This is a genomic window from Salinimicrobium sediminis, assembly GCF_900215295.1.
GTDB lineage: Bacteria > Bacteroidota > Bacteroidia > Flavobacteriales > Flavobacteriaceae > Salinimicrobium > Salinimicrobium sediminis.
Genome location: NZ_OCMF01000001.1, coordinates 762,538 through 788,345, shown reverse-complemented (window position 1 = coordinate 788,345; position 25,808 = coordinate 762,538). Strand labels below are relative to the sequence as shown.

Genomic DNA, 25,808 nt, shown 5'->3' with positions numbered 1-25,808 from the left:
CCGTTTTAATTTTTTTATATTCGCAGGAATCCAAACAAATACAAATAAAACAACAACAAGAATGAGTTCAATAGCTGAAAAATTCGGAATAAATCAAGCTTTGCAAGATTTGGGTCTCAATGTTGACCAGGTAAATAACGGAACTTCTACAGGCCAGGAATGGTTTTCTAATGGAGAGGTGATCGAATCATATTCGCCGGTGGATGGAGCCTTAATTGGAAAAGTGAAATCCACCACCAGAGAAGATTACGACCGGGTGATAGAAACCGCATCAAAAGCCTTCAAGACCTGGAGAACCATGCCTTCTCCACAAAGAGGTGAGATTGTGCGCAAGTTCAATGAAGAGCTTAGGAGGTTAAAGGAACCGCTGGGAAAACTGGTTTCCTATGAGATGGGAAAATCTTACCAGGAAGGTTTGGGCGAGGTGCAGGAGATGATCGATATCTGTGATTTTGCAGTTGGATTGAGCCGGCAGCTGCATGGACTTACCATGCATTCTGAACGTCCGGGACATAGGATGTACGAACAATACCATCCCCTTGGAATAGTTGGAATTATCTCGGCCTTTAATTTTCCCGTAGCCGTATGGTCCTGGAATACAGCCCTGGCCTGGGTGTGCGGAGATGTGTGTGTATGGAAAGGTTCAGAAAAGACCCCATTAACTTCTGTTGCCTGTCAGAATATTGCTGCCCGCGTGTTTAACGATGCCGGTCTACCTGAAGGAATTTCTTGTTTGATCACCGGAGATTATAGAGTGGGAGAAATGCTGAGTAAGGACGAGCGGGTACCATTGATTTCAGCTACAGGTTCCATAAGAATGGGAAAAATAGTTGCACAGGCAGTAGCTGCAAGACTTGGAAAATCCCTTCTTGAATTAGGTGGTAACAACGCAATTATTGTGACTCCCGATGCCAATATTAAAAATACTGTTATAGGTGCCGTTTTTGGAGCGGTAGGAACCTGCGGACAACGCTGTACTTCCACGCGAAGACTAATTGTACATGAAGATGTTTATGACAAGGTGAAGGATGCTATTGTAGCGGCTTATAAGCAACTGCGAATTGGAAATCCGTTGGATGAGAACAATCATGTTGGTCCGCTAATCGATAAGGATGCCGTGAAAAACTATCAGGCTGCCTTAGACAAAGTTGTAGAAGAAGGAGGAAAAGTTATCGTGGAAGGCGGAGTGCTGGAAGGTGAAGGCTATGAAAGTGGCTGCTATGTTAAACCTGCGATTGCCGAAGCACAGAATGAATATGAGATCGTACAACACGAAACTTTTGCACCGGTGCTTTACCTTATGAAATACAGTGGTGATATTGAAAATGCTCTGGCTCTGCAAAACGGGGTGAAACAAGGGTTGTCTTCTGCGATCATGACTAATAATCTACGAGAGGCCGAAAGATTCCTTTCTGTGGAAGGATCAGACTGCGGAATTGCAAACGTAAACATTGGAACTTCGGGAGCTGAAATTGGTGGCGCCTTTGGAGGTGAAAAAGAGACCGGTGGCGGTAGAGAATCAGGATCAGATGCCTGGAAGATCTATATGCGCCGACAAACCAATACTATCAACTATACTACTGAATTGCCTCTGGCACAGGGAATCAAATTTGACCTGTAGGTTTAGGTGGTAAGTAAGGAGAATTGAGAAAACCCGCTTCGAGAGAAGCGGGTTTTTTATGCTTCAGAATGAATAATGCAACAAAAAAATTATCTGAACAGAGCATGGATTTTTGTAAAATGATATCCACAATGCATTCATTTTCAGCGAAATGAAGCATTAACTATGGGTAATTTGTACTATCTTTATAGGACTTAAGGCACTGCCGGGAAAATAAATATTTTGACCATGAAAAAGATAATCGCATTAATTGCAGGAATGTTATTGATCTTTTCCTGTAATGACAGACAAGAAGAACCAAAACAGGTTCCTGTTACAGATGACCTGTCCAATTATGAAGTGGCTTCTGAAAAGTTTTCAGAAATCAATATGGAGGCGATGGATAAAATGGCGGCCCTGGATTATGAAGCCTGGGGAGAAATGCTGGCTGATGATGTACAGTATTTTTTCCCTGATGGAGATGCAAATACCCGAACTATCCTGGTTGGTAAGGAGGAAGTTTTGAACTGGTGGAAGAATTGGAAAAATGAATCGGGAATAGAGAAAATGACCTTTACCAATCCCGTTCAGATTCCTGTGAAAGCAAATAAAAAGCTCAATTATTCAGGTTTGACCGGAGTACTTGTACTGGCTTACTTTTCCAATGAAATGGTTTATAACGGGCAACCGGTGAGTGTTCGAATGCATTTTGCAACTCACTTCAATGAGGACAGCCTTATTGATCGCTATTACACATACTACGATAGAACACCTATCCTCAATACCGTAAATGCCAACGTGCTTGAGATCGTAGCGAAAAAATAATTTAAATAAAACATAGATTCCGAATATAAATTAAGGGAATTCCCCTATCGCTTATATTCAGCATCTTTCGGAATTTAATTGCAGATTTCAATCCCCTGCCCTAAACCTACTTCCCCCGGCACTTCATACCTCCTTAATTAAAAGGAATGATATGAAAACTATTCTTTTGATGGTGCTAGTCACTATCGCGTGGGGTTTCAATCCTTCAGAATCTCTAATGAAATCCTCTAAACTCGATTCTGCAGGCTCACCTGTTAACAATGAAAACTTTTTTCTCAGTCCCAACCCTGCAACAACCGAGTTGAATGTGGAATTTTTGGATCAATCCTTAACAGATGCAGTGCTTATTATCCACGATATGAGCGGAAAAAAGTACCTCATGATCCCGGTGAAAGGAAGGGAGCAATTGAGCATTTCATTGGATAGGAGATTTGTTCGGGGGGATTACACCTTTACCATAGTGAAAGGAAAAAATAAGTTTTCGAAGAATTTTTCAGTGGTAGATTAAACTCTCATTTAAAAAAAAATATTACAAAGAGGCAGGTAATTCGTATTTTAGAATTTTCCCGGGAATATTAAATTGATCTGGGTGCCGGTGATATTTTTCAATATCATGGGTTCCATAGTTTACTTGTTGATGGGGAGATCCTAAAAAGTGAAATCGGTAACTTCTACCTGAATGCTAAAACCTATATAGGTATGAAAAAAAAATTCTTTTTTGTGATAATCTTCCTGCCGGTTTTAGCTTTTGGTCAGGAAAGATCTTTAACCAAAAACACCTTTCAATCTGAAACCGAACTTCAGAATCATCCTCTTTTAAGAATTTCTGCCGATTCAGAAAGAAATATGGAAACCATCCTTGTAGACGATCGAAATTTTTCGAAATCCTTAATTAACTTTAATTTCGTCAAGTCCTATAATCTATCATTCACAGAAAAAAATACCCGATTATTTAAATTCATTGAAGAGAAAAAGTCAGTTGAAGGCTCGTTGGAATTAGAACCTTTACTGGAATTAAAGTGGCAGTTTTTAAGGTTAAACTGAGAAAAATTCCGGGGGGATAAACAAAACCTAAAACCTGGAGCTAATCTTCAACTTTCTCTGCCGCCCTGCTTGTAAATCTGGAAAGCACTACCAGTTTCTTTTTGGTATTGATAAAGTAAACACCCGTTAAAAGTACTGCAGCTGCAATGGCGGACTGAGTAGTGATCTGTTCCTCCAGGAAATACCATCCCAGGATCATGGCGATCACGGGATTCACATAAGTAGAGGTCGCCACTTTTTCGGGTGAAACGATCTTCAGCAGATAATTAAAAGCAGTAAAGGCTACTATACTTCCAAAAATGATCAATAGCAGCATAGACCACAGCACGGGGGTGCTCCAGTCGGTGGGATAAAGCCAGGGTTCGTCAAAGGCAAGACTGGCCACGCCTAAAATGATACCGGCGGTGAACATTTGGTAGCCGGTGTTGACGAAATGATTAGTGGGCAAATTCGCCTTCCCCACGAAAAGGCTTCCGTAAGACCAGCTTAGAAGACAGGCAAAGATCATTATGATCCCCAGGATGGAATTTTCCTGGGAGGTAACTTCCTTCTGGCTTACCAGAAGATAAATTCCTATCAATCCCAGGCCAACTCCCACCATAGACATGGGCAGGATCTTCTTGCCTTCAAATATCCGCATGAACAAAAGCACTACCAGAGGCTGGGCAGAGATCACTAAAGCTGCAAAGCCGCTGTCTACAAATCTTAAAGCCCAAACCACAACTCCGTTTCCGAAGGCCAGAAAAAGAAATCCTGCAATTATAGTATTGAAAAACTGGGCCCGGGTAAGCCGTAAACTTCTACCCATGGATTTGCTGATACTAAAAATGAGCAGGCCAGCAATGGTAAATCGTATAGCAGCCAGCATAAAAGGTGAAAGTTCAGAAACAGCGATCTTGTTAAGCAGGTATGTAGATCCCCAGATCACATAAATAGCGAAAAAGGCAAGAATAATAAAAACCGGATTTTTAGGCTGACTCATGCTGAAGATTTGCAGTGCAAACTTAGGCAAAAACCGGCTGCTGTTGCCAATCCCCCGATTTTAAAATAATAATCAAAAGCTCTCATAAACTATTTTAATAAAAAAACCCGCCTGGGGGGAGGCGGGTCTCAAAATAAGGGGGCATATTTTATTGAAGCACTTCCGTCCTGGTTGTTTTTGCTTCATAAGTTAGATAACCTTCTTTACCGGGAGAGTAAAAGGTTTCCTGGTCGAATTCGCTTAACGGAACATTTTGTTCAAAACGCTCTACAAGATCGGGATTGGAAATATATGGCCTTCCGTAAGCAACAAGATGAGCATTGCCTTCTTCTATTACTTTATTTCCGCTTTCCCGGTCAAAGCCGCCATTTATAATGATTGTACCGTTATACATTGGGCTATATCGTTTGGCAATCTGAGTTTCGGCATAAGGTACTTCAGATACATCTGTAAAAGGTTCCGAAAGGTGTAAATATGCCAGATTGTAGTCATTTAATTTTTGAACTATGTGATCAAAGCCCGGGATGGTTTCTTCGTCAAGGGTCATTCCAAAACTGTCATGTAAAGAGGGGTTAAGGCGAATTCCTATTTTATTCTCTGGCACTACCTCTTTTATGGCATCTAAAACATCAAAGAGGATCCTGGTTCTTTTTTCTATACTGCCTCCATATTCATCACTTCGGGTATTGGAAGTGCCATTAAAGAACTGGTGAAGCAAATAGCCGTTGGACGCATGGATCTCAACCCCATCAAATCCTGCCTTCATTGCATTTTCTGCGGCTTTTTTAAAATCTTCAATAGTTTCTTTGATCTCTCCTATACTCATCTCTTTTGGAGTAACAGTTTCTTTGAAACCTTCGGGAGTAAAGGATTTATCGTTTGGATTAATGGCCGAGGGAGCCAAAGGCAGTTCTCCGTCATGGAAATCGGGATGAGACATTCTGCCCACATGCCACAGCTGAAGAAAAATCCGGCCATTAGCTTCATGTACCTTGCGGGTCACTTCTTTCCAGCCTTTTACTTGCTCTTCCGTGTAAATTCCAGGAGTATTTATATAGCCTACAGCTTTTTCTGAAATCTGTGAACCTTCAGCAATAATCAATCCCGCACTTGCACGTTGCTTATAGTACTCTCCGTGAAGATCTGCTGTGGGTTTGTTACCGGCATTATCGGCCCTGCTTCTGGTCATGGGAGCCATAACCACCCTGTTAGGCAATTCAAGGCCATTCATATTGTAGGCTTGTAGTAAAGCTTGTTTCTTGCTCATAAAATTTATTTTTATTTTTCCTTTGGAGGTCTTTTAAATACGTCAAAAAGGTCCCGAAGAATGTTAATTATCATCTGTGAATTGAATGACAAATTTACACCATCGGGGTTGGAGCGTTAGTTGATGTATGTTATATAAACTCGTTAAGAAGTTGTTAAGTGGGATCCGGGGATTCTGTTTAGGAGTCAAAAAAGACCGTCATAACTCTACAGACCTTTATTTGTTTTAGGAAAGGATATATTGGAGAAATGAAATTTTTGAGTTTCGTCAAGGGCGGTAAAAAAAATCCCCGCTATTGCGGGGATGAATATTTTAAAGAGTTCCGTTTGGGCTGACCCAGGCGAACTGGTACTGGTCCTGTGGCACTTTAATTCTTTCAGCGATCCTGGTCATTCTGTCCGGAAGCTTCATAAGGTAATCTCTTGCTTTTTCAGCTTTATCTGTAAGTGAGGTCATCTTATCGATCTCCCAGTATTCATTTAGTTTTTGCAGAATATCTATGTAATCCTGAGTGGTATACACTCCCAGCCTTTGAGCTGCATTTGAAAAGTTTTCAAAAGCTTCACCAATTCCCTGACCTGATTCCCTGATGAACTGAGCCGGCATGACGATCTTCTTCTTCATCATGTCCTCGAAAGCCAACATCATCTCACTTGGGTCATATTCAAAAATGGTTTTCACAAATTCGCGGTAAGCAAGGTGGTGACGCATTTCATCTCCGGCAATAATGTTACACATCTTTGCAAGCATTTTATTCCCTTTTTGACGGGCAAGCTGCCCCACTCTCTTATGAGAAATATTGGTAGCCAGTTCCTGGAAACTGGTATAGACGAAATTACGGTAAGGATCTCTTCCGGTACCTATGTCAAAACCGTCATTAATGAGATACTGGGTGGTTTTTTCAATTTCCCTCATGTTGACCCTTCCAGAGAGATAAAGATATTTATTCAGGGTGTCCCCGTGGCGGTTTTCCTCCCCGGTCCAGTGACGTATCCATTTTGCCCACCCGTTTTGATTTCCTTTTGAAGCGCCGTGTTGTTCAACTCCTTCCATATCCATCAACCAGGATTCATAGGTAGGTAAAGCTTCTTCGGTAACCATATCGGCAACAAGAACTACCCAAAAATCATATCCCAGCTCTGTGGCTTCCTCTCGTATTTGTCTGACCTCTTCAAAGAAATTTTCATTCTGGGAATGAGGCAAAAGGTCTGTAGGCTGCCAAATGTCTTCTACAGGAATCAGGTATTTCTCAACGAAATCATCAATAGATTTCTCTACCGTCTTCATTACTTCTAATCGAATATTCTCTAGGGCCATATCTTAATTTTAATTGTAAGGGCAATTACCGCACCATTATGACTTTGGTAATCTACAAAGATAAGAAGTTAATTACGGTGGGATTTAAAAATAATCTTAATTTCTTCCCGATTCTTCTGGATATAGTTCATGAACAGGATCACTCTGGATAATTTCAAGGGAATCAACATCCATCAATGATAATTTCCCCATAAAAGCTGCACCGGTATCCACGTTATAGACGTTAGCAAAATTAACGGGTTTATCTTTTCCTATTCGGGTAACAGGAGTGTGTCCTATAAATATCATTTTGAATAGTTCCAGGCGTTTGGGATAATTGGTGTCCCCCGGCTTTAGGTTTGGGTCCAGGGACATTGCCATCTCCCATAGTGTACGGTCCCAATAGAAAGGAGTGGGAGTATATTCATTTTCAGGACCCCGTTGATTGGTGAATCCGGCGTGGACAAAGAGGCGGTTCTCCTTATCGATATAATAATTCACCATCTGTTCAAAAAATTTAATATGCGCCTGCTTTTCTTCTTCAGAAAACTGGCGGTAGGCATCAATACTGGATTGCCCGCCATGCTGTAGCCACTGGTCATTCAATTCGCCATCTTTTAACCAGCGATGAGTGAGATCGTCGTGGTTTCCACGTAAAAAAATGCAAGTATTCTGTTTGGAGAATTCTATTAGATAGGAAACCACATTTGCCGAATCACTCCATCCATCCACGTAATCTCCCAGGAAAATGAGTTCATCTTCGGGCGTTACCTTAGCCCGTTCCAGCAGTTGTACCAGCGCTTTGAGCCCTCCATGTATATCTCCTATAACAAGCTTCCTTCCCATTTTAATTATATTTCACTTTCCGCAAAATTCGTAAACTGTCTTTGTACTGCTGGTAAATTTTGGAATTATATTTTTTTAATTCCTCTTTAGCTTCCTCCAGTTTTTCCAAAGCTTCAGTAAAACCATTGAAATAACATAAGAGATAAGTAGCCGGCAAATTGAACAGATCTTTTTCTTCGCTGGGAGTTAGTTTCAGTCCGTTCTTTAGCTTGTTTATGAGTGCCTCATTGGTATTATAGATGTGGAAGAGCGTCTTTTTCTCATACTGAGGAGGCTCGAAAAGCACATTGGTCTTGATCTCATAAGTAGCGTTGTCTTTAAAAAAGATCTTCACTTCCTCCAATGGATAATACCTGAACCTGTCATTCACACCCAGTCTTACATATTCCAGGATACTAAAAAGATCTTCGGAAATTTCTATGCTCACTTCATCAAGTTCAGAATAAAAAAGCTTTACCTGTTCGTTGATCAACTCAATATCTACCCTCGAAAAAAAGGCATTTTCTTTGGTCTCTTTCTTTTTGCCGCTCCAGCACACCACAAAATATTCCTTGAACACTTTGTAGGTTGGATTAAGATTTTCATGTTTCTTCATGAAATCGAATACTCCGTCCAGCGTCAAACCTATGTTGTTTTGAGAATGTGCTTCGATCGAAGCTACTGCTTCATGATTCTCTCCCTGTACAGCCCGGCCATATTCTGAAGCTATACTAATGCTGCCTTCCCTAAAAAAAATACTGCCTGCAGGATACTTCCAGATACCTTTTTTGAGGGAACAGGTGCGACCTTTGTTGGGCTGAATGGTCACCAGCCCTACTACGAGATCATCTGGCAAATGCGGAAAAGGAATATTCTCATAAGCAACAAGCGGCGGATTTTCCAGGTAAGCGTTCACCAGGTTCTGTATTTTACTGTCATCAAAGAAATCCACCCCTTTGATCTCATTATCTGCATCTTCCACCCCAATGACCATATAGGAATTGTTCACAGGATTTGAATTTGCCAGGGCACAAATGTGTTTGAGGAATTTGGCCTTACCTTCTTTTTCAGAAAGGTTGATCTGCCGCTTTTTGTCATAAAAACTGTTTTCACTATTATGCGCGAGCAGGTTCTTAATAAGAAGGCGTTTATTGATCATTTCTGCTTACTCCTTGTGAACTATGGTAGAGTTGGCTTGAGCTGTGGGCAGTACCAGCAGGTCGGCAATATTGACATGAGGTGGTCGGGTGACCATGAAAACAATAAGATCGGCAATATCTTCAGGTTTTAAAGGCTCATAACCTTCATAGACAGATCTTGCCCTTTCTGAATCTCCTTTAAACCGCACATCACTAAAATTTGTTTCCACGAGTCCGGGATTGATGGCGCCTACTCTAATTCCGGAGCCATTGAGATCGATGCGCATACCCTTATTGATCGCGTCAACTGCATGTTTACTGGCGCTATAAACATTGCCGTTTGGATAAACTTCCTTCCCGGCAAGGGAGCCGATGTTTACAATATATCCGGATCTTCGTTCCAGCATCTGCGGAATGATCGCCCGGCTTACATAAAGAAGTCCTTTAACGTTAATGTCTATCATTGCGTCCCAGTCTTCTAGGTTGCCTTTCTGAATAGGATCCAGCCCGTGAGCATTGCCCGCATTATTCACCAGCACATCGATCTGGCTGAATTCCTGCGGAAGGCTCACAATTGCTGAATGCACCTCCTTTTTGTCGCGCACATCGAACTGAAGCACGTGAACTGCTGTGTTTGCCTGAAGTTGTTTTTGTAAATCCTGCAGCGCTTCTTTTCTTCGGCCGCAAATGACAAGGTTATATCCTGCACCGGCCAGGGCAATGGCCGTGGCTTTTCCAATCCCGCTGCTGGCGCCGGTCACTAAAGCTGTTTTATTCATAGGTGTCAAAAATGTATTTTTTAAAGTCTTTCAGGAAGCTTCTCAAGGTCCTCATCAATAATAGTAGCATGAAAAGCATTTACCGCCGAATCGATTACAGCTTCAGAATCTCCTTTGATCACCGGGTGAAAATGAGCCCTGTGATGCAGTAACCATGAAAACAGCAGCTCTTTAGGCCGCAGGTTGTACTTTTCTGCTGTTTTTTTCAGCGATTCGTTCTCATTCTCCCAGTCTCCGCTCACCGGAATGATCATTTGTGTGGTTTCTTCGGAAGCTGCTTCAGCTAAAGTAAGACTTTTCACTGCAGCCGGGGTAAACTTAAAAGCTGAAAGTGTTGCACTTGCCGGGAACTCCTTCAAAAATTCGCTTTTGTCGCCCGGTTTTTCTTCCAGTACCCCGATCTCCACTAACTTTTCCTGGGCCCTAAGCTGTTCGATTGCCGCGATGATTTCTTCATGCGGTCCCGCAAAGTCAAGGATGAGGAGGTCGAGGTAATCTGTGTCCATAAGATTCAGAATTTTCTCCACTTGCTCAATAAGCTCCTCTGTTTTTGCAATTCCTTTATCAAGTATGGCAATAAGCTGCACTTCATCCCTGCTTAAACCACTTTCACTAAAAGCAGTGCCCAGGCCATGATCATAATTGTGGGATTTTGAAAAGTTAATTAGAAAACTGGAAATACCCTTTTCTATGCAGTGCTGAAAAAGCCTGATTTTAGATCCTTTTGATAGTTCACTCCACTCTTCAAGATCCTGAACGATGCGGGAATACGAATTTCTTTGCTTCATTTTTTAAAAGTAATGAAACTGGAGAATTTACCCGAAACCACTGCTGTTAAAGGAATCCACACTTGCGTTAAAAAGAGTTAAACTTCCTTCATCGATAAATTAAAACCTTTTATCGGCCGTTATTAGACCTAAATCAAAAACAAACATTTATGAAAAAGTATCATTTATTTTTTTTCCTTTTTGCCCTTACAGCAGGGTTTGTTAGTTGTAGTTCAGATGATGACTCTGCAGGATCTGATGATGGAAAAGCAAGAGTTGCCATTAAATTGACCGATGCTCCCGGAGATTACGAGGAAGTTTTGGTAGAAGTTGAAGATGTGATGATCAAAACTACTGCCGAAGGTAGCGAAGAAGAAGGTTGGGTAAGCCTGGAAGGGGTGAATACCGGCGTGATCGATTTGTTAAGCCTTACCGGCGGGGTTACAGAACTTCTTGTGGATGCCGAACTTGAAGCCGGTTATCTGCACCAGATTCGCCTGGTATTGGGAGACAACAACACAATTAAAGTGGACGAGAATGGCACAATCAAGGAATATGCTTTGAAAACTCCAAGTGCAGAACAGTCCGGATTAAAAGTAATGGTGGGGCAGGAATTGGAAGCAGATGAAGACTACACCTTTATTCTTGATTTTGATGTAGACAAATCTGTTGTTGTTACTGGAAATGGAACCTATAATCTAAAGCCGGTAATAAGAATGGCAGTTGAAGAAAACACAGGTTCTATTGTTGGTAGCGTACATCCAACTACAGAGCAGGTATTGATCAAGGCAGAGAGTGGAACGATGAACGCATCTGCTTATACAGATGCCAATGGAAACTTCCAGATCCATGGATTGCCTGCGGGGACCTTTAGAGTCACTGCTACTCCTGCTGCAGGATTAGGCTTGAATGTTACTATAGTAAATAATGTGACGGTAACCAAGGGAGAAGTTACAACTCTTGAGGGAGGAATCTTTCTTGACGGCAGCGCCGAAGTAGAATAAATACTTCAGGATTAAAGTAAATTAAGGCAGCGGTAACCCCGCTGCCTTTTATTTTTAACAAAATTTTAAGTTACTTTGGTTGAATATTTGCTGAGGTTGCGCCGTTGACCTTAGATAAGTATCTTCACATTATTAAAATTTTGTATACATGCTAGATAGTAACACCTCGATAGACATAGCGAGCATCAACGAAAAGATCGAGCGCGAAAGCGCTTTTGTTGATATTCTTAGTTCAGAAATGAAAAAGGTCATTGTAGGCCAGAAACATATGGTTGAACGCTTGTTGATCGGATTGTTAGGCCAGGGCCACATCCTTCTTGAAGGAGTTCCCGGTCTTGCAAAAACACTGGCTATTAATACCCTTTCCCAGGCAGTACATGGAACCTTTAGCAGGATCCAATTTACGCCAGACTTGCTTCCGGCAGATGTCGTGGGCACCATGATCTACAACATCAAACTGAATGACTTCAGCATAAAGAAAGGTCCCATTTTCGCCAATTTTGTACTGGCAGATGAGATCAACCGTGCTCCTGCAAAAGTGCAGTCGGCTTTATTGGAAGCTATGCAGGAAAAGCAGGTGACGATTGGAGAAGAGACTTTTATCCTTGACAGGCCGTTTCTGGTAATGGCAACCCAGAATCCGGTGGAACAGGAAGGGACTTATCCGCTTCCTGAAGCCCAGGTTGACCGTTTTATGCTGAAAACGGTGATCAATTACCCCGAAATGGCCGATGAGCAAATGATCATTCGTGCTAATCTAAAAGGCAGCTTTGAAAAAGTGAATCCGGTGGTGAGCCTTGAACAGATCGCCCGCGCACAGCAGGCTGTACGGGAAGTCTACATGGATGAAAAGATCGAAAAATATATTCTGGATATAGTTTTTGCTACCCGTTTTCCGGAAAAATACAGGTTGGAAAACCTGAAGCCCCTTATAAGTTTTGGTGCTTCTCCAAGAGGAAGTATCAATCTTGCCACCGCTGCCAAATGTTATGCCTTCATCAAACGCCGCGGTTATGTAGTGCCCGAAGATGTTCGCGCTGTAGTACATGATGTATTGCGCCATAGGGTAGGCATCACCTATGAAGCCGAAGCCGAAAATGTAACTTCCGAAGATATCATCAACAAGATCGTAAACGAGATCGAAGTCCCGTAACAATTACCAATTATCAATAACCAATTATCAGAGGAATCTGATAATTCACAACACTGATCATTGTTAATTGTTCATTGCTAATTGAAAAAATGGATACTAAGGAGCTACTCAAAAAAGTACGAAAAATAGAGATCAAGACCCGCCGGCTGAGTGATCACATTTTTGGCGGGGAATATCATTCTACTTTTAAAGGTCGCGGGATGACCTTTAGCGAGGTGCGACAATATCAGTTTGGAGATGATGTAAGAAATATTGACTGGAATGTTACTGCCCGTTATTCTGAACCTTTTGTAAAGGTTTTTGAGGAAGAACGGGAGCTTACTATGATGCTTGTGGTAGACGTGTCCGGTTCAGGATTATTTGGAACCCGCAATGGCTTTAAACAGGATATCATTACAGAAATTGCCGCCACTCTGGCATTTTCGGCTACCCAAAATAACGATAAGATCGGGTTGATACTGTTTTCAGATGTTATTGAGCTGTACATTCCGCCGAAGAAAGGACGTTCCCATGTTCTCAGGATCATCAGGGAGTTACTGGAATTCGAACCCAAAAGCAGGAAAACAAATCTTGAAAATGCCTTGAAATTTCTTTCTCAGGTGATGAAGAAAAAAGCCATTGTTTTTGTGCTTTCAGATTTTATTGCCGAAGATTATCAACGTACACTTAAGATCACCAGCGGCCGGCACGATGTTACCGGCATTCGCGTCTATGATGAGAGGGAGGAAACCATCCCCAATCTTGGAATGGTCGCCATGCAGGATGAAGAATCGGGAAAAAGGATCATGGTGGATACTTCCTCGAAAGCGGTTAGGAACAATTACACAAAATATTACCGGGAACGGGTGGATTACTTTTCAGAAAGCTTTAGAAAAAGCGGTGCAGGCAGTCTTAGCACCCGGGTGGATGAAAGTTATGTAAAAAAATTACTGGGTTATTTTAAAGCCAGATAAAAGATTATCGATGGAAAAAAGATTGCGGCAGAATCACATTTTTGACTCCTTATGGAAAGCAGTTTTGGTTTCCTGCCTGCTCACATTTTTTCTTGCTGCTGTTTCTGTAAGTGCTTTGGCGCAGGAAGTTTCAGCTTCTGTAGATACCACTAACATAAAGATCGGGGAGCAGATCACTTACAGGCTTTCGGTCGAAAGCGACGGGGGATCTCCTGTGGTCTTTCCCGAGGGGCAGACTTTCTCTCCACTCGAAATGATCGAGGCTTATGCAATTGATACCAGTGAAATAGGAGATCGCCAAAGATTGATCCGGGAATACGCACTTACTCAATTTGATTCCGGACAATATACAATTCCGCAGCAAAGGGTATTGATCAATGATCGGGAATTCCGCACCGATTCTTTTTCGGTAGTGGTGAATGATGTGGTAGTTGACACTACCAAACAAAAAATGTATCCCATAAAACCTGCCGTGGAGGTGCCTCCTGCATTTGGAATTCCGCAGTGGTTGTGGTGGCTGTTAGGGCTCATTTTGCTAGGGATCGTTGGATATTTGCTGTACAAAAGCAGGCAAAAAAGAAAAGAGGCAGCGAAACAGCTTCCGCCGTATGAGCAGGCGCTTTATGAACTAAAGCAGCTTGACAATTCTCATCTTTTGGAACAACGTGAGATCAAGGAATATTACTCTCAGCTTTCCGCAGCCGTAAGAAGATACCTGGACGGAGAAGTTTATGATCATGCCCTCGAAAGCACCACCAATGAGCTGATCGCTTACCTGGAGGCTGAAAGGGACAGAGGAAAGCTCAAACTGGAGAACACCACCATCAGTAAACTAAAGATCATTCTTGAGCGTGCCGACCTGGCAAAATTTGCTAATTCAAAACCCGATGTTTTGACCGCTAAGGAAGACCGCGCGAGCGTTGAAAATGTAATTAAAGATACTAAGGCTTCTATTCCGCAACCCACAGAAGAGGAATTACTGGCAGACCAGGAATATCGGGAGCGGCTGGAAAGAAAAAGAAAGGTCAAAAAGATCATTTTTGGCATCCTTGCAGTGGTAATTCTCATAAGTGCAGCAACTGCTTACATCATTTCCACAAAAGGCCTTGATTATTTTGCCGATACTTATTTAGGCAACACCAGCAAAGAGATGCTTGAGGGAGAATGGATAGAAAGTGAATACGGGACTCCGCCGGTGAGCATCGCCTCGCCCGATGTGTTGGTGAGGGAATTGAAAGATTCCACCGCAGTGGCTTCAGGGAAAGAGACATTTAACTTTGGCAGCCTGGAAAGTTCTGTATTTTTAAGTGTAAATACCCGTCCTGCCGGGGAAGATTTTAACCTTGAAGGGGCAGTAGAGGAAGTATATTCCTATCTGGAAGCAAATGGTGCAAAAAATATCATTACCAAACAGGAGGAGTTTGAAACTTTGAATGGAGCCAAAGGCATGAAGATCTTCGGGACCATGAGCTTTCAAAAAAGCGAAAAATCCAAGCCCATTCAAAAGGAGTATGCTATTCTCAATTTTGGAATGGGAGAAGGCTATCAGCAAATCGTGATGATCTATAACGAAGGAGACAAATATGCCGAAGAGATCGCGCAGCGCGTAAGCACCTCTGTTGAACTAATAAAAATGGAAAATTAATGTTCGAAAACCTGATTTTTGAGGATCCGCATTTTTTCTGGCTCTTGCTGCTTTTGCCGCTGGCACTGGCATGGTACGTCTGGAAGCGGAACCGGCAAACGGCCAAGTTAAGGATCTCGAGCATTAAAGGATTTGAAGCCAAACCGGGATTGTTGGGAAAATTCAGGCCGGTACTTTTTGTGCTGCGGCTTATGGTGCTGGCTTTGGTGATCACTGCCCTCGCCCGCCCGCGTAGTGTAGATGTCTCTTCCCGAACCAGCAGCAACTTTGGGATCGATATCGTTATGGCTATAGATGTTTCGGCCAGTATGCTGGCGCGGGACCTGGATCCCAACCGGTTGGAAGCGACAAAAGAGGTTGCTGCAGATTTTGTAAAGAATCGTCCCGGAGATAGGATAGGCCTGGTGGTCTATGCAGGGGAAAGTTTTACGCAAACCCCAATCACCAGTGACAAAAGCATTGTTTTAGGAGCACTGGAAAATATTGAATATAATAATGCCCTGGAGAACGGTACTGCTATAGGTATGGGGCTCGCAACCGCCGTAAACAGATTAAAGGACAGCCAGGCCGAAAGTAAGGTGATCATTTTGCTTACCGACGGAATGAATAATGCAGGATTTATCGACCCAAAAATTGCTAGTGAATTGGCTGTCGAATTTGGTATCAAGACGTACACCATAGGGGTGGGGAGTAATGGTACTGCCCTGTCGCCTATTAGCATCTTACCAAATGGAAATTTCCAGTATGGAAGGGTGCCGGTGGAGATCGATGAGGCCTTGCTAAAAGATATTGCAGATGCTACCGGCGGAAAATATTTCCGTGCAACAGACAACAGGTCTCTGGAAGAAATTTACCAGGAGATCGATACTTTAGAAAAGACTGAAATTGAAGAATTCCGGTTTTATAATTACGAAGAAAAGTTCAGGCCGCTGGTACTACTGGCAGGCTTTTTACTGCTGTTCGAAGTGCTGTTAAGGTTCACCGTGTTCAGGAGTTTTGTATAAAAATATTAGAAGATGTTTCTGTTAGAAGATAAGACATATTTATGGTTACTGGTAGGCATTCCGGTCATTGTGCTGCTGTATGCCATGGTGGTCTTTTGGCAAAAACGTACCCAGCGAAAATTCGCAGATAAAGAATTGTTGGACAAGCTAAGTCCTAATCGGTCTACAGGGAAACAGGTCATGAAGATCATCCTGCTGTGCCTTGCCATCAGCAGTTTTGTTATTGCGTTAGTGAATCCGCAGTTTGGCACAAAATTGGAAACGGTCAAAAGAGAAGGTGTTGACGTGGTCTTCGCAGTCGATGTATCTAAAAGTATGCTGGCCGAAGATATTGCTCCCAACAGGCTGGAGAAATCGAAGCAGCTGGTCACCCAGATCATCAATAACCTGGCAAGTGACAGGGTGGGGATCATTGCCTATGCCGGCAGCGCTTTTCCGCAGTTGCCAATCACTACAGATTATGCTGCGGCAAAGATGTTCCTGCAAAACATGAATACAGACATGCTTTCTTCACAGGGAACTGCCATAAGCGAGGCCCTTGAAATGGCAAAGACCTACTTCAATGATGACGAACAGACCAACAGGATCCTGTTCCTTATCAGTGACGGGGAAGATCATGAAGGGAATATAGAAGAAATAGCTGCAGAAGCTGCAAAAGAAGGCATCAGGATCGTCACAATTGGTGTAGGGACGGCTGCAGGGGGACCAATTCCCGAGAAAAGGAACGGCGTCATTCAGAGTTATAAGAAAGACAGGAGCGGGGAGACCGTGATCACAAGGCTTGATGAAGCAACGCTTAAGGAAATTGCTTCGGAAGCAAACGGAAGATATATCGATGGCCGTGTAACTTCCGAAGTAGTGGAAGAAGTGACAGAGATCCTTCAGAATATGGATAAAAAGGAATTCGAATCGCAGCAGATCGCAGATTACAAAAGCCAGTTCCAATGGTTCTTAGGATTAGGCCTTTTATTCCTTCTGCTGGATATCTTACTGCTTGAACGACAAACGTCCTGGTTAAAAAGATTAAATTTGTTTAACGAGAAAAGAAGCTGATGATGAAAAGGATAATGAGACATTACTTGCCAAAAATGCTGTTTTTGGGACTCTTCTTTTATATTCCTTTTGTTGCACTTGCCCAGGAAGATCCTAAAGTTGCAGCCAAAACAGCTAAAAAATACATGCAGGAAGCAGAAGACGCTTTAGCCGATAATGACATGGCTACTGCCGAAGCTTACTACCGCAAAGCTATTGCTAAAGATCCTGCAAATGCCGAAGCTAAGTACAACCTCGGAAACCTTTATTATAATAAGGAAATCACCGGCCAGGCGCTGGAGAGACATCGCGCTGCCGCTACCACTGCCGAAGAAAAACCGTTAAAACATGATGCTTTTCATAATCAGGGGAACGCTTATATGAAGCAAAAGAAGTACAGTGAGGCCGTGGAAGCTTATAAACAGTCTCTCCGGAACAATCCAAATGATGATGAAACCCGTTATAATCTTGCTTTAGCCAAGAAAATGCTCGAAGAAGAGCAAAAACAAGGCGGCGGCGGTGACAAGAACGAAAAGGATAAACAGGAGCAGGATAAGCAAAAGCAGGACCAGAAGGAGCAGCAGGACGGCGAAGGCGATAAGGAGCAGAGTGAAGATGGTAAGCCCGAAGATAAAGAAGGTGGTGACCAGAAAGAGGACGAGAATAAAGAAGGAGAAAAGAAAAAGGACAATGCCGGCCAGCCCGATGATAAAGAGCAGCAAAAGAATGAGCAGCCAAAAGAAGGAGAAGAGCCAAAACAGCCGCAACAACGGCCGGGGCAACTTTCTCCCCAGCAGATAAAAAACTTGCTGGAGGCAATGGGGAACGAGGAAAAGAAAGTACAGGAGAAGATCAATGCTAAAAAAGCCAAAGGCATGCCTGTTCAAACCGATAAAGACTGGTAATAAAAAATGAAGCAGAAACTGGTAGTTTTCATAATGCTAATGATGTCCGGCCTTGCCATTGGGCAGGTTCAGTTCACCGCGAATGTGAGCAAGAACAAGCTTGGGGTGAATGAGCGGCTGCGGGTGGATTTTGTTATGAATGAAGACGGTGATAATTTTAACCCGCCACAATTTTCAGATTTTACAGTAGTGGGAGGCCCAAACCAGTCGGTAAGCCAAAGTTGGTTAAATGGTAAAAGAAGCTTCTCAAAAACCTACAGCTATTTTCTTGCGCCTAAAAAACGGGGAAATCTCACTATCGGGCAGGCAGAGATCACCATCGAAGGCACTGTTTATAAAACTTCACCTGTGCAGGTGGAAGTGACCGCTGCCGTAGATCAACCTACAGATGGAGAGAATTCTGAATATATTGCTTCTGAAAGTATTCATTTAGTAGCCGAGGTCTCTAATTCCAACCCATTTTTGAATGAAGCCATTACGGTGGTTTATAAACTGTATGTGAGTCCGCGGATCAATGTGAGCGACTGGAGACAGATCGATAATCCTAAGTTTAGCGATTTCTGGAGTCAGAATATTGACATTCGGCAGCTGGAGGTGGAGAATGGCACCTATAACGGCGAACCTTACCGGTTTGTAGTGCTTCGAAAAACCGTATTATATCCGCAAAAGACCGGAAAGCTGAATATTGAACCCTTAACGCTGAATATTTCCGTAGAAGTTCCCGGAAACCGAAGGGATATCTTCGGAAACAGGTTCTATGAAACAGTCGACAAGGTTGTGGCCGCAGGGAACCGTACTATAGATGTAAAACCCCTGCCGCAGGAAGGCAGACCGGCAGATTTTACAGGGGCAGTTGGAAAGAACCTGAAATTTGAAGTAAACACCAGCAAAAAAGAACTCCGCGCGACCGAGTCCCTACAGGCCACTGTTGAGGTGTCCGGCCAGGGGAACCTTAAGCTTTTTGACCTGCCGCCATTGACCGTGCCCGCTTCTATGGAGCAGTACGAGCCTGAATATTCAGAAAGAGTAAATACCAATATGAACGGAATGCAGGGTAGCATTGCCAACTCTTACACCCTGGTCCCGCAGGCGCAGGGTAAATATCCTATTCCGCCTATGAGTTTCAGCTATTTTGATCTCAATACAAGATCTTATAGAACCCTCACTTCCGAAGAAATTATGATCGAGGTTGGTGCAGCTCCCGCAGGAGCCAGGAGCCCCTCTGGAAGTACGGGTCCTATTGCAGCACAGCAACAAACTCCTTCGGCCGCAAATCAATTTAGATATATCAAGCTCAATACTTCTCTAAAAGCTATTGGCGAAGCACCATTTATGGGGTCAGTTTTGTTCTGGAGCTTATTGCTGGGACCCGTGTTACTGATCCCGCTGGCCATCCTCTTCGGAAAAAGACGGGAAGCCATTGCCGGAGATGTACGTGGCAACAGGATAAGAAAAGCCGATCGCCTGGCGCGAAAATATCTTTCAGAAGCCAAACGAAACCTGGGATACCAGACCAAATTCTATGAGTCTTTGGAACGGGCGCTGCATAATTATCTTAAAGCAAAATTGCATATCCAAACCAGTGAGATGAGCAAAGAGCGTATCCAGGAATTGTTAACCAGCAAAGGAGTGGATGCAACTACAGTAATACAATTCAATGAGTTGCTTAAAAGTTGTGAATTTGCCCGGTATACACCGGCTTCCAGTGTGGCCATGCAGCAGGATTATGACAAGGCCGTAGGTGTAATTTCTGAAATCGATAAGCAGGTATGAAAAAGCTGATTTTTTTATTCGCGATACTTTTTAGCCTTTCGGGAATTGCTCAAAATTCTCAACTTTTTGAGGATGCCAACAATGCATATGCAGAGGGAAATTATGAGGAGGCAGTGGCTAAATACGAGCAGATCCTGGAGAACGGCGAAACTTCGGCAGAACTGCATTACAACCTGGGAAATTCTTATTATAAGCTCAGCCGGATCGCACCCAGCATCTATCATTTTGAAAAGGCGCTGCAATTAGATCCCGGAAATGAAGATGCACGAAATAACCTCACCTTTGCGAGGACCATGGCAATTGATGCTTTGGGAACAGAAGAGTCGGAAGGATTTTGGGGCATTTTTGACAGGTCAACTTCAGCATTTTCGGCTGGGGGATGGGCCTGGGTAGCAATAATTTGTATGATGGTCTTCATTGTATTCTTTTTGGTGTACTACTTCAGCAGAAGAAGCATGATCAAAAGAATGACGTTTATAGGCAGCATGTTTTTTCTGGTTCTCGCGATTTCTTCGGTGATCATAGGTTTCTTAAAACAGGACCTGCAGCAGGAAAGTAATTTTGCGATAATTTTTTCTGAAGAGGTAGAGGTGAAAAGCGAACCTTCAGTAAGGGCCGGGGAGGCTTTTTTATTGCATGAAGGGGCAAAAGTGAAGATCACTGAAAACTTCCAGGAATGGGTAGAGATCGAATTGCCTAACGGAAGTCAGGGCTGGATGCAGGAAAATGATCTGAAAAGATTGTAAATTAGCTTCTCAAAAAGTAAAATTATGCCAGATTTTTATAAAAAGATTCTAGAGAACAACAAGAAATGGGTCGAAGGTATGCTTCAGGAGGACCCTGATTATTTTAACAGACTGGCAGAAGGGCAACAGCCTCCTTTACTTTGGATTGGTTGTGCAGACAGCCGCGTTCCGGCGAACCAGATCATCGGCGCACAACCGGGAGAGGTATTTGTACACAGGAATATAGCAAACATGGTGATCCATAGCGATATGAATATGCTAAGCGTGCTGGATTATGCCGTCAATGTACTTAAAGTGGAGCATGTCATCGTTTGCGGCCATTACGGCTGCGGAGGGATCAAGGCTGCAATGACCAATAATTCCATCGGGCTTATCGATAACTGGATAAGACATATTAAAAACATCTACAGGCTGCACAAAAAAGAGTTGGATGCCATTGAAGACGAAGATAAAAGGTTTGACAGGTTCGTGGAGCTTAACGTAGTGGAGCAGGTATTTGATCTTGCTAAAACTTCGATAGTACAGGCAGCCTGGAAAAATGACCAAAAGCTTCATCTGCATGGATGGGCCTATGGAGTGGGTTCAGGAATAGTTAAGGATCTTAATGTGAATGTGAGTAATGAATCTCAGCTGGATGAGGTTTATCAGCTTAACTTCTAGATTTCTTCTACTTCGGTTGATTCTTCAGTTTCTGCTTCGGGAGTGTCAAAAAGATCTCCTTCCTTTACTTCTTTAATAATCCCGGGTAGAATGGCGGGAGCAAGGGCGCGAATGGGTTCGTAAAGGATTGATTCCTCTTTGGTGGATTCTTCAGTATTAAAAACATCGAAGTTTGCGAAGAACATCATGATGATGCTTGCCAAAAATGCCATTTTCAGCACCCCAAATATTCCGCCGAAAAGCCTGTTGATAAACCCCAGGGCAACCATATGCACCATTTTGGTAAGAATATTTCCGGCAAGAGAGATGACCAGTGCGACAATAAAAAAGGTGACTGCAAAGGAAAGGATAGCCAGATACTGTGGTTCCCAGTCAATGAAGCTTCTTAAAAAAGTATAGGTGGCGCCTGAAAAGTGAATGGCGGCATAAATTCCGCCAATTAAAGAAAGCAATCCTGCAAGTTCTGAAAAAAAGCCTTTAAAAAGCCCTCTTACAAGACCTATGAGGAGGAAAACACTTAGGAGCAGATCCAGAACATTCATGCTTTCAAAGATAGTAATTTCCCGTTCTTAGTAATTATCTTTGCGGCATGTCTAGAGATGAACAATTAAAACAACGTTGGATCGAGGTGGAGCAGAAGCTTTCCCGGCAATTTGCAGATGGTGAAAAGCTGGAACTTGATGCGATCATATATATCATAGGGCTTCAGGAACTGGGGCAATTACACCGGAAATTTAAAAAAGATCACAAGCTGGATCTTATGCATATTGCCATTTGCCGCTTGCTTGAACCTTACGGGTACTATGAATTCGAATATTTTGATGATGAAGGCTGGCCGCATTACAAGGTACTTGAGCAACTCCCCACTTTAAAGGCAGGGGAACAGTCTGTGCTTATGAAAGAAGCGATAGTGCAATACTTTCTGGAAAAAGATTACATAAAATAACATTTTTAAGAGCTGATATTTAGCTTTATCCGGCAGGCAACTTCGGAAGAAGTGCCGGTTTATTTTCATAAATTTGCGCTTCCTAAAGAAAAGGGACCATGACAGAAACCATAAAGGAACACATTTCTCAAATTGAAGCCTTCACGGCCCAAACCAAAGAAGAAGTAGAGAACTTCAGGATAAAATACCTTGGCAAAAAAGGTATTTTAAACAAGTATTTTGCCGATTTCAAGGCGGTGCCCAATGAAGAGAAGAAAGCTTTTGGCCAGGCGGTGAACCAATTAAAGGATGCTGCTACAAATAAAGTGCAGCAGTTAAAGGAAGAACTGGAAGGCAAAGAGGAGGAGAAAGGTATCTACGGCGATCTTACCCGCCCGGGAGAGCCTGTCGAAATTGGCGCGCGTCACCCTATTTCTATCGTAAAGAACCAGATCATCGAGATCTTTTCAAGCATTGGATTCAATGTTTCTGAAGGTCCCGAAATGGAAGATGACTGGCATAACTTCACTGCCTTAAACCTTCCGGAATATCACCCGGCAAGGGATATGCAGGATACGTTCTTTATTCAGACGAATCCTGATGTGCTGCTGCGTACCCATACTTCTTCGGTACAGGTGCGGTATATGGAAAACAACAAACCTCCAATAAGGACGATCTCCCCGGGAAGAGTTTTCAGAAATGAAGCGATTTCGGCAAGGTCACATTGTATCTTTCATCAGGTCGAAGGGCTGTATGTGGATAAAAATGTTTCCTTCGCCGATTTGAAGCAAACTTTATTGTATTTTACTAAGCAGTTGTTTGGGAAAAGCAAGATCAGGTTACGCCCATCTTATTTTCCGTTTACCGAGCCAAGTGCAGAAGTTGATATCTACTGGGGCCTTGAAACCGAAACCGATTACCGTATTACCAAAGGTACCGGATGGCTGGAGATCATGGGCTGCGGAATGGTGGATCCTAACGTTCTTCGCAATTGTAACATAGATCCTGCAGAATATTCTGGTTTTGCTTTTGGAATGGGAATCGAAAGAATTGCCATGTTGCTTTACCAAATTGGGGATATTCGGATGTTCTATGAGAATGACATGAGATTTTTGGAACAGTTTAAATCATCTATATGAAAACATTAGGAGTAGGAGTTATTGGTCTTATCATTGTCGCTGTCGTCATTGTGCTTATTGTTGTGGAGATCATTGAACTTGCCGTTGGTGCAGTTCTGTTGCTGGTCGCTCTTGGAATCATCTGGTGGTTGTGGCGTAAAGTGAAAAGCAAGTTCGACTAAGGGTGAAGAAAGACATTGACATTCCTGAAGTTACCGATGTCTATGTGGCAGCCGTGCGCGAAGAGCATGAAGAATACGGCAGCCTTGACTGGAACGCCTATCTTATAAATGATCTTGCTGAAACTCTTGAAAGTGTATTAATCGTTTCCAGGGGATATGATGGAACAAGGGAAACTTCAGTGATGCGGCACAGCATTGCAAAATTGCCGCCGCAATCTTTTGCTAAAGTTGAATTCCTACAGGACGATGTACTACAACTGAACAATGAATTCTCAGTTTCCTTTTTTGCTGAAGGTAAAATGTTCCATAAAAAGTTCGTTTTTAAAAAGAACAGCATCAATGAGAAGGCTCTGCGGGAAGTGCCGGTGATGCAGAAAAAGGGAGTTCTGCTGAAGTAATTATTATTTCTTTACCACCTCTTCATAGGTAGTGATCCATTCCTGAACAGTCATTTTTGTCACCAGCTGTGCAATAAGCTCAAAGGGTATCTTTTTAATATTTTTAAACCTGATGCAGCTTTTCCCCATATCCAGTTTAGTTGAAGAATATTTTGGATATTCCTCCTGAAACCATTCCAGTAGCTTCGGGTTCGCATAGATCCCCATGTGATACAACGCGATAAAATTCTTTTGGGAAGCAAGGTTGATGAACGGTAACGGCTGCTTAGCATCAACATGATATCCTTGCGGATAGATGGAATGCGGGACAAAATAACCAATCATGCCATAGGTCATTCCGGTTTCAAATCCCTCCGGAAGGTTTTTTAATATGATCTTATGCAGTTTTGAAACAGGTGCTTGCCTTTCTTCAGGAAGAGAGGCAATATATTCTTCAGGAGTGTTTGCAGGTTTGGACATAAATCTAAATTAATAAAAAAACCTCTCCAAAGGAGAGGAGAAGATCGGCAAATACTTTGGGAAGACCTGCAAGGTCTTTTTTCTGACCTTGTAGGTCTAATCAGGTTAAAAAGACCTAGAAGGTTTTGGAAACCTCACAGGTCTCAGTATTAATCCAGTTTCTCAGCCAATTTCTTGAAGACCTTTTTTGGCTCTTTTCCCTGGTAAAGTATACCGTAAACGGCATTAATGATTGGAGTTTTTGCCCCTGTTTCCTGAACTATTTTGTAGGCACTCTCGGTGGCATAATATCCTTCGGCCACCATGCTCATTTCCATCTGGGCACTTTTTACGGTATAGCCTTTCCCAATCATGTTTCCAAACATCCTGTTTCGGCTAAAGATGGAATAACCGGTAACCAGAAGGTCTCCGAGGTAGGCAGAATCATTGATATTGCGTTTCATCTTGTGGACCTTCTTGATGAACTTCTTCATTTCTCTAATCGCGTTGCTCATCAATACGCTCTGGAAATTATCTCCGTAGCCGAGTCCGTGGGCGATTCCGGCGGCAATGGCATAGATATTCTTAAGCATTGCGGCATATTCGGTTCCTACGATATCATCACTGGTCTTACAGGTGATATAGTCACTGCTCAGATTTTTTGCTACCAGCTTTGCTTTTTCTTCATCTGAACATGCGATGGTGAGATAGGATAACCTTTCCAGTGCAACCTCTTCTGCATGACATGGCCCCGTGATCACCCCTATGTTCTCATAGGGAATATTGTAGGTTTGGTGGAAATGTTCTCCTACAATAAGACTGGTTTCGGGCACTATACCTTTAATAGCCGAAAAAATGATCTTGCCATCGAGGGATTCTGTTAGGTTGTCCAGCTCCCGCTTTAAAAAAGCTGAAGGAATAGCGAAGATGAGTACATCTGCTCTTCTAACTGCTTCATTAATGTCATTGGTGAGATATAATTGGGTAATATCAAACTCTACAGAGCTAAGGTAATTAGGGTTATGCTCCTGCTTTTTGATATGCTCAATAGCATAAACACTGCGCATATACCAGGTGACCTCATCAAGGTTCTCACATAGCATTTTCACATTAGCTGTAGCCCAGCTACCTCCGCCTATTACGGCGAACTTAGGTGATCTCTCCATAGTTAGTTAGTTCTGTCTCCAAAAATAAGGAAAATAAAAGGGTTGTACAGAATAGCCTCAGCAAAGAAAATTTTAAAACTGTATAAGAAGGTCTAAAACTTTAACATTTAGAAGTTTATATTCTGTGTACTATTGAAAATAAAGCTGCGTTATAATACAAGAAAGATTATAATTTCGAAGAG

Annotated in this window: 29 protein-coding genes; 19 read left to right on the top strand and 10 right to left on the bottom strand. The window is 42.7% G+C overall.

Features of this window, described 5'->3' with window-relative positions; all coding sequences use genetic code 11:
• Nucleotides 1–61 precede the first annotated feature (61 nt).
• From amaB to CRO16_RS03605, 5 genes are all read left to right on the top strand, one after another.
• Nucleotides 62–1,621, top strand: a complete 1,560-nt coding sequence (gene amaB / locus CRO16_RS03625; RefSeq protein WP_097055767.1) for an L-piperidine-6-carboxylate dehydrogenase — start codon at nucleotides 62–64, stop codon at nucleotides 1,619–1,621.
• Nucleotides 1,622–1,849: 228 nt separating this feature from the next.
• Complete coding sequence (locus tag CRO16_RS03620; protein ID WP_097054966.1) at nucleotides 1,850–2,425, top strand: nuclear transport factor 2 family protein; 576 nt, start codon at nucleotides 1,850–1,852, stop codon at nucleotides 2,423–2,425.
• 151 nt (nucleotides 2,426–2,576) lie between these two features.
• Nucleotides 2,577–2,933, top strand: coding sequence for a T9SS type A sorting domain-containing protein (locus CRO16_RS03615; protein WP_143544408.1), 357 nt, complete (start codon nucleotides 2,577–2,579; stop codon nucleotides 2,931–2,933).
• 72 nt (nucleotides 2,934–3,005) lie between these two features.
• Entirely contained in the window at nucleotides 3,006–3,077 is a 72-nt protein-coding gene (locus tag CRO16_RS16440; RefSeq protein WP_394341389.1) for a hypothetical protein, read from the top strand.
• Nucleotides 3,078–3,124: 47 nt separating this feature from the next.
• Entirely contained in the window at nucleotides 3,125–3,469 is a 345-nt protein-coding gene (locus CRO16_RS03605) for a hypothetical protein (RefSeq protein WP_097054964.1), read from the top strand.
• Nucleotides 3,470–3,509: 40 nt separating this feature from the next.
• On the opposite strand, the gene CRO16_RS03600 is transcribed toward CRO16_RS03605, so the two are convergent.
• The 7 genes from CRO16_RS03600 to CRO16_RS03570 all read right to left on the bottom strand — a co-directional run bounded on the left by CRO16_RS03600 (nucleotide 3,510) and on the right by CRO16_RS03570 (nucleotide 10,545).
• The gene (locus CRO16_RS03600; RefSeq protein WP_097054963.1) at nucleotides 3,510–4,451 is read right to left on the bottom strand and encodes an EamA family transporter; all 942 of its coding nucleotides are present in this window, start codon (nucleotides 4,449–4,451) and stop codon (nucleotides 3,510–3,512) included.
• A gap of 148 nt (nucleotides 4,452–4,599) precedes the next feature.
• Nucleotides 4,600–5,718, bottom strand: coding sequence for an alkene reductase (locus CRO16_RS03595; protein ID WP_097054962.1), 1,119 nt, complete (start codon nucleotides 5,716–5,718; stop codon nucleotides 4,600–4,602).
• Nucleotides 5,719–6,030: 312 nt separating this feature from the next.
• Nucleotides 6,031–7,035 carry an acyl-ACP desaturase gene (locus CRO16_RS03590; RefSeq protein WP_097054961.1) on the bottom strand — a complete coding sequence of 335 codons (1,005 nt, stop codon included), beginning with the start codon at nucleotides 7,033–7,035 and terminating at the stop codon, nucleotides 6,031–6,033.
• A gap of 96 nt (nucleotides 7,036–7,131) precedes the next feature.
• Nucleotides 7,132–7,860 carry a metallophosphoesterase family protein gene (locus CRO16_RS03585; protein WP_097054960.1) on the bottom strand — a complete coding sequence of 243 codons (729 nt, stop codon included), beginning with the start codon at nucleotides 7,858–7,860 and terminating at the stop codon, nucleotides 7,132–7,134.
• A 1-nt stretch (nucleotide 7,861) separates the two neighbouring features.
• On the bottom strand, nucleotides 7,862–8,998 hold the full coding sequence (locus CRO16_RS03580) for an ATP-binding protein (protein ID WP_097054959.1): 1,137 nt from the start codon (nucleotides 8,996–8,998) through the stop codon (nucleotides 7,862–7,864).
• A 6-nt stretch (nucleotides 8,999–9,004) separates the two neighbouring features.
• Entirely contained in the window at nucleotides 9,005–9,757 is a 753-nt protein-coding gene (locus tag CRO16_RS03575) for an SDR family NAD(P)-dependent oxidoreductase (protein WP_097054958.1), read from the bottom strand.
• Between the two features lie 20 nt (nucleotides 9,758–9,777).
• The gene (locus tag CRO16_RS03570; RefSeq protein WP_097054957.1) at nucleotides 9,778–10,545 is read right to left on the bottom strand and encodes an aldo-keto reductase family protein; all 768 of its coding nucleotides are present in this window, start codon (nucleotides 10,543–10,545) and stop codon (nucleotides 9,778–9,780) included.
• Nucleotides 10,546–10,694: 149 nt separating this feature from the next.
• Between CRO16_RS03570 and CRO16_RS03565 the strand changes: the two genes are divergently transcribed.
• The 10 genes from CRO16_RS03565 (at nucleotide 10,695) to can (ending at nucleotide 21,399) form a co-directional block, all read left to right on the top strand.
• A complete protein-coding gene (locus CRO16_RS03565) occupies nucleotides 10,695–11,528 on the top strand; it encodes a DUF4382 domain-containing protein (RefSeq protein ID WP_097054956.1) in 834 nt (277 codons plus the stop codon).
• Between the two features lie 148 nt (nucleotides 11,529–11,676).
• Nucleotides 11,677–12,681, top strand: coding sequence for an AAA family ATPase (locus tag CRO16_RS03560; protein ID WP_097054955.1), 1,005 nt, complete (start codon nucleotides 11,677–11,679; stop codon nucleotides 12,679–12,681).
• Between the two features lie 89 nt (nucleotides 12,682–12,770).
• Nucleotides 12,771–13,634, top strand: a complete 864-nt coding sequence (locus tag CRO16_RS03555; protein ID WP_097054954.1) for a DUF58 domain-containing protein — start codon at nucleotides 12,771–12,773, stop codon at nucleotides 13,632–13,634.
• A gap of 10 nt (nucleotides 13,635–13,644) precedes the next feature.
• Nucleotides 13,645–15,279, top strand: a complete 1,635-nt coding sequence (locus CRO16_RS03550) for a BatD family protein (RefSeq protein WP_097054953.1) — start codon at nucleotides 13,645–13,647, stop codon at nucleotides 15,277–15,279.
• The gene (locus CRO16_RS03545) at nucleotides 15,279–16,283 is read left to right on the top strand and encodes a vWA domain-containing protein (RefSeq protein WP_097054952.1); all 1,005 of its coding nucleotides are present in this window, start codon (nucleotides 15,279–15,281) and stop codon (nucleotides 16,281–16,283) included. Before CRO16_RS03550 ends, CRO16_RS03545 begins: the two co-directional genes overlap by 1 nt.
• Nucleotides 16,284–16,295: 12 nt before the next feature.
• Entirely contained in the window at nucleotides 16,296–17,336 is a 1,041-nt protein-coding gene (locus tag CRO16_RS03540) for a vWA domain-containing protein (protein ID WP_097054951.1), read from the top strand.
• A complete protein-coding gene (locus tag CRO16_RS03535) occupies nucleotides 17,336–18,220 on the top strand; it encodes a tetratricopeptide repeat protein (RefSeq protein ID WP_245858861.1) in 885 nt (294 codons plus the stop codon). The genes CRO16_RS03540 and CRO16_RS03535 overlap by 1 nt, the downstream gene beginning before the upstream one ends.
• Before the next feature lie 6 nt (nucleotides 18,221–18,226).
• Nucleotides 18,227–19,993: a BatD family protein gene (locus CRO16_RS03530; RefSeq protein ID WP_097054950.1), complete on the top strand. Its 1,767-nt coding sequence runs from the start codon at nucleotides 18,227–18,229 to the stop codon at nucleotides 19,991–19,993.
• Nucleotides 19,990–20,739 (top strand): SH3 domain-containing protein, encoded by a 750-nt coding sequence (locus CRO16_RS03525; protein WP_097054949.1) that lies wholly within the window; start codon nucleotides 19,990–19,992, stop codon nucleotides 20,737–20,739. Before CRO16_RS03530 ends, CRO16_RS03525 begins: the two co-directional genes overlap by 4 nt.
• Nucleotides 20,740–20,763: 24 nt before the next feature.
• The gene (can, locus tag CRO16_RS03520) at nucleotides 20,764–21,399 is read left to right on the top strand and encodes a carbonate dehydratase (protein WP_097054948.1); all 636 of its coding nucleotides are present in this window, start codon (nucleotides 20,764–20,766) and stop codon (nucleotides 21,397–21,399) included.
• On the opposite strand, the gene CRO16_RS03515 is transcribed toward can, so the two are convergent.
• A complete protein-coding gene (locus CRO16_RS03515) occupies nucleotides 21,396–21,941 on the bottom strand; it encodes a CvpA family protein (RefSeq protein ID WP_097054947.1) in 546 nt (181 codons plus the stop codon). The genes can and CRO16_RS03515 overlap by 4 nt on opposite strands.
• A 47-nt stretch (nucleotides 21,942–21,988) precedes the next feature.
• Between CRO16_RS03515 and CRO16_RS03510 the strand changes: the two genes are divergently transcribed.
• The 4 genes from CRO16_RS03510 to CRO16_RS03500 all read left to right on the top strand — a co-directional run bounded on the left by CRO16_RS03510 (nucleotide 21,989) and on the right by CRO16_RS03500 (nucleotide 24,022).
• Entirely contained in the window at nucleotides 21,989–22,345 is a 357-nt protein-coding gene (locus CRO16_RS03510) for a hypothetical protein (RefSeq protein WP_097054946.1), read from the top strand.
• A gap of 98 nt (nucleotides 22,346–22,443) precedes the next feature.
• Complete coding sequence (gene pheS / locus CRO16_RS03505) at nucleotides 22,444–23,463, top strand: phenylalanine--tRNA ligase subunit alpha (protein WP_097054945.1); 1,020 nt, start codon at nucleotides 22,444–22,446, stop codon at nucleotides 23,461–23,463.
• The gene (locus tag CRO16_RS16085; RefSeq protein WP_179670478.1) at nucleotides 23,460–23,624 is read left to right on the top strand and encodes a hypothetical protein; all 165 of its coding nucleotides are present in this window, start codon (nucleotides 23,460–23,462) and stop codon (nucleotides 23,622–23,624) included. The genes pheS and CRO16_RS16085 overlap by 4 nt, the downstream gene beginning before the upstream one ends.
• 2 nt (nucleotides 23,625–23,626) lie before the next feature.
• Nucleotides 23,627–24,022, top strand: coding sequence for a hypothetical protein (locus tag CRO16_RS03500; RefSeq protein WP_097054944.1), 396 nt, complete (start codon nucleotides 23,627–23,629; stop codon nucleotides 24,020–24,022).
• Nucleotides 24,023–24,025: 3 nt separating this feature from the next.
• On the opposite strand, the gene CRO16_RS03495 is transcribed toward CRO16_RS03500, so the two are convergent.
• Both CRO16_RS03495 and CRO16_RS03490 read right to left on the bottom strand, forming a co-directional pair.
• Nucleotides 24,026–24,481 carry a DUF1801 domain-containing protein gene (locus tag CRO16_RS03495; RefSeq protein ID WP_097054943.1) on the bottom strand — a complete coding sequence of 152 codons (456 nt, stop codon included), beginning with the start codon at nucleotides 24,479–24,481 and terminating at the stop codon, nucleotides 24,026–24,028.
• Between the two features lie 149 nt (nucleotides 24,482–24,630).
• Nucleotides 24,631–25,626 (bottom strand): NAD(P)H-dependent glycerol-3-phosphate dehydrogenase, encoded by a 996-nt coding sequence (locus CRO16_RS03490; protein WP_097054942.1) that lies wholly within the window; start codon nucleotides 25,624–25,626, stop codon nucleotides 24,631–24,633.
• Between the last annotated feature and the right edge of the window lie 182 nt (nucleotides 25,627–25,808).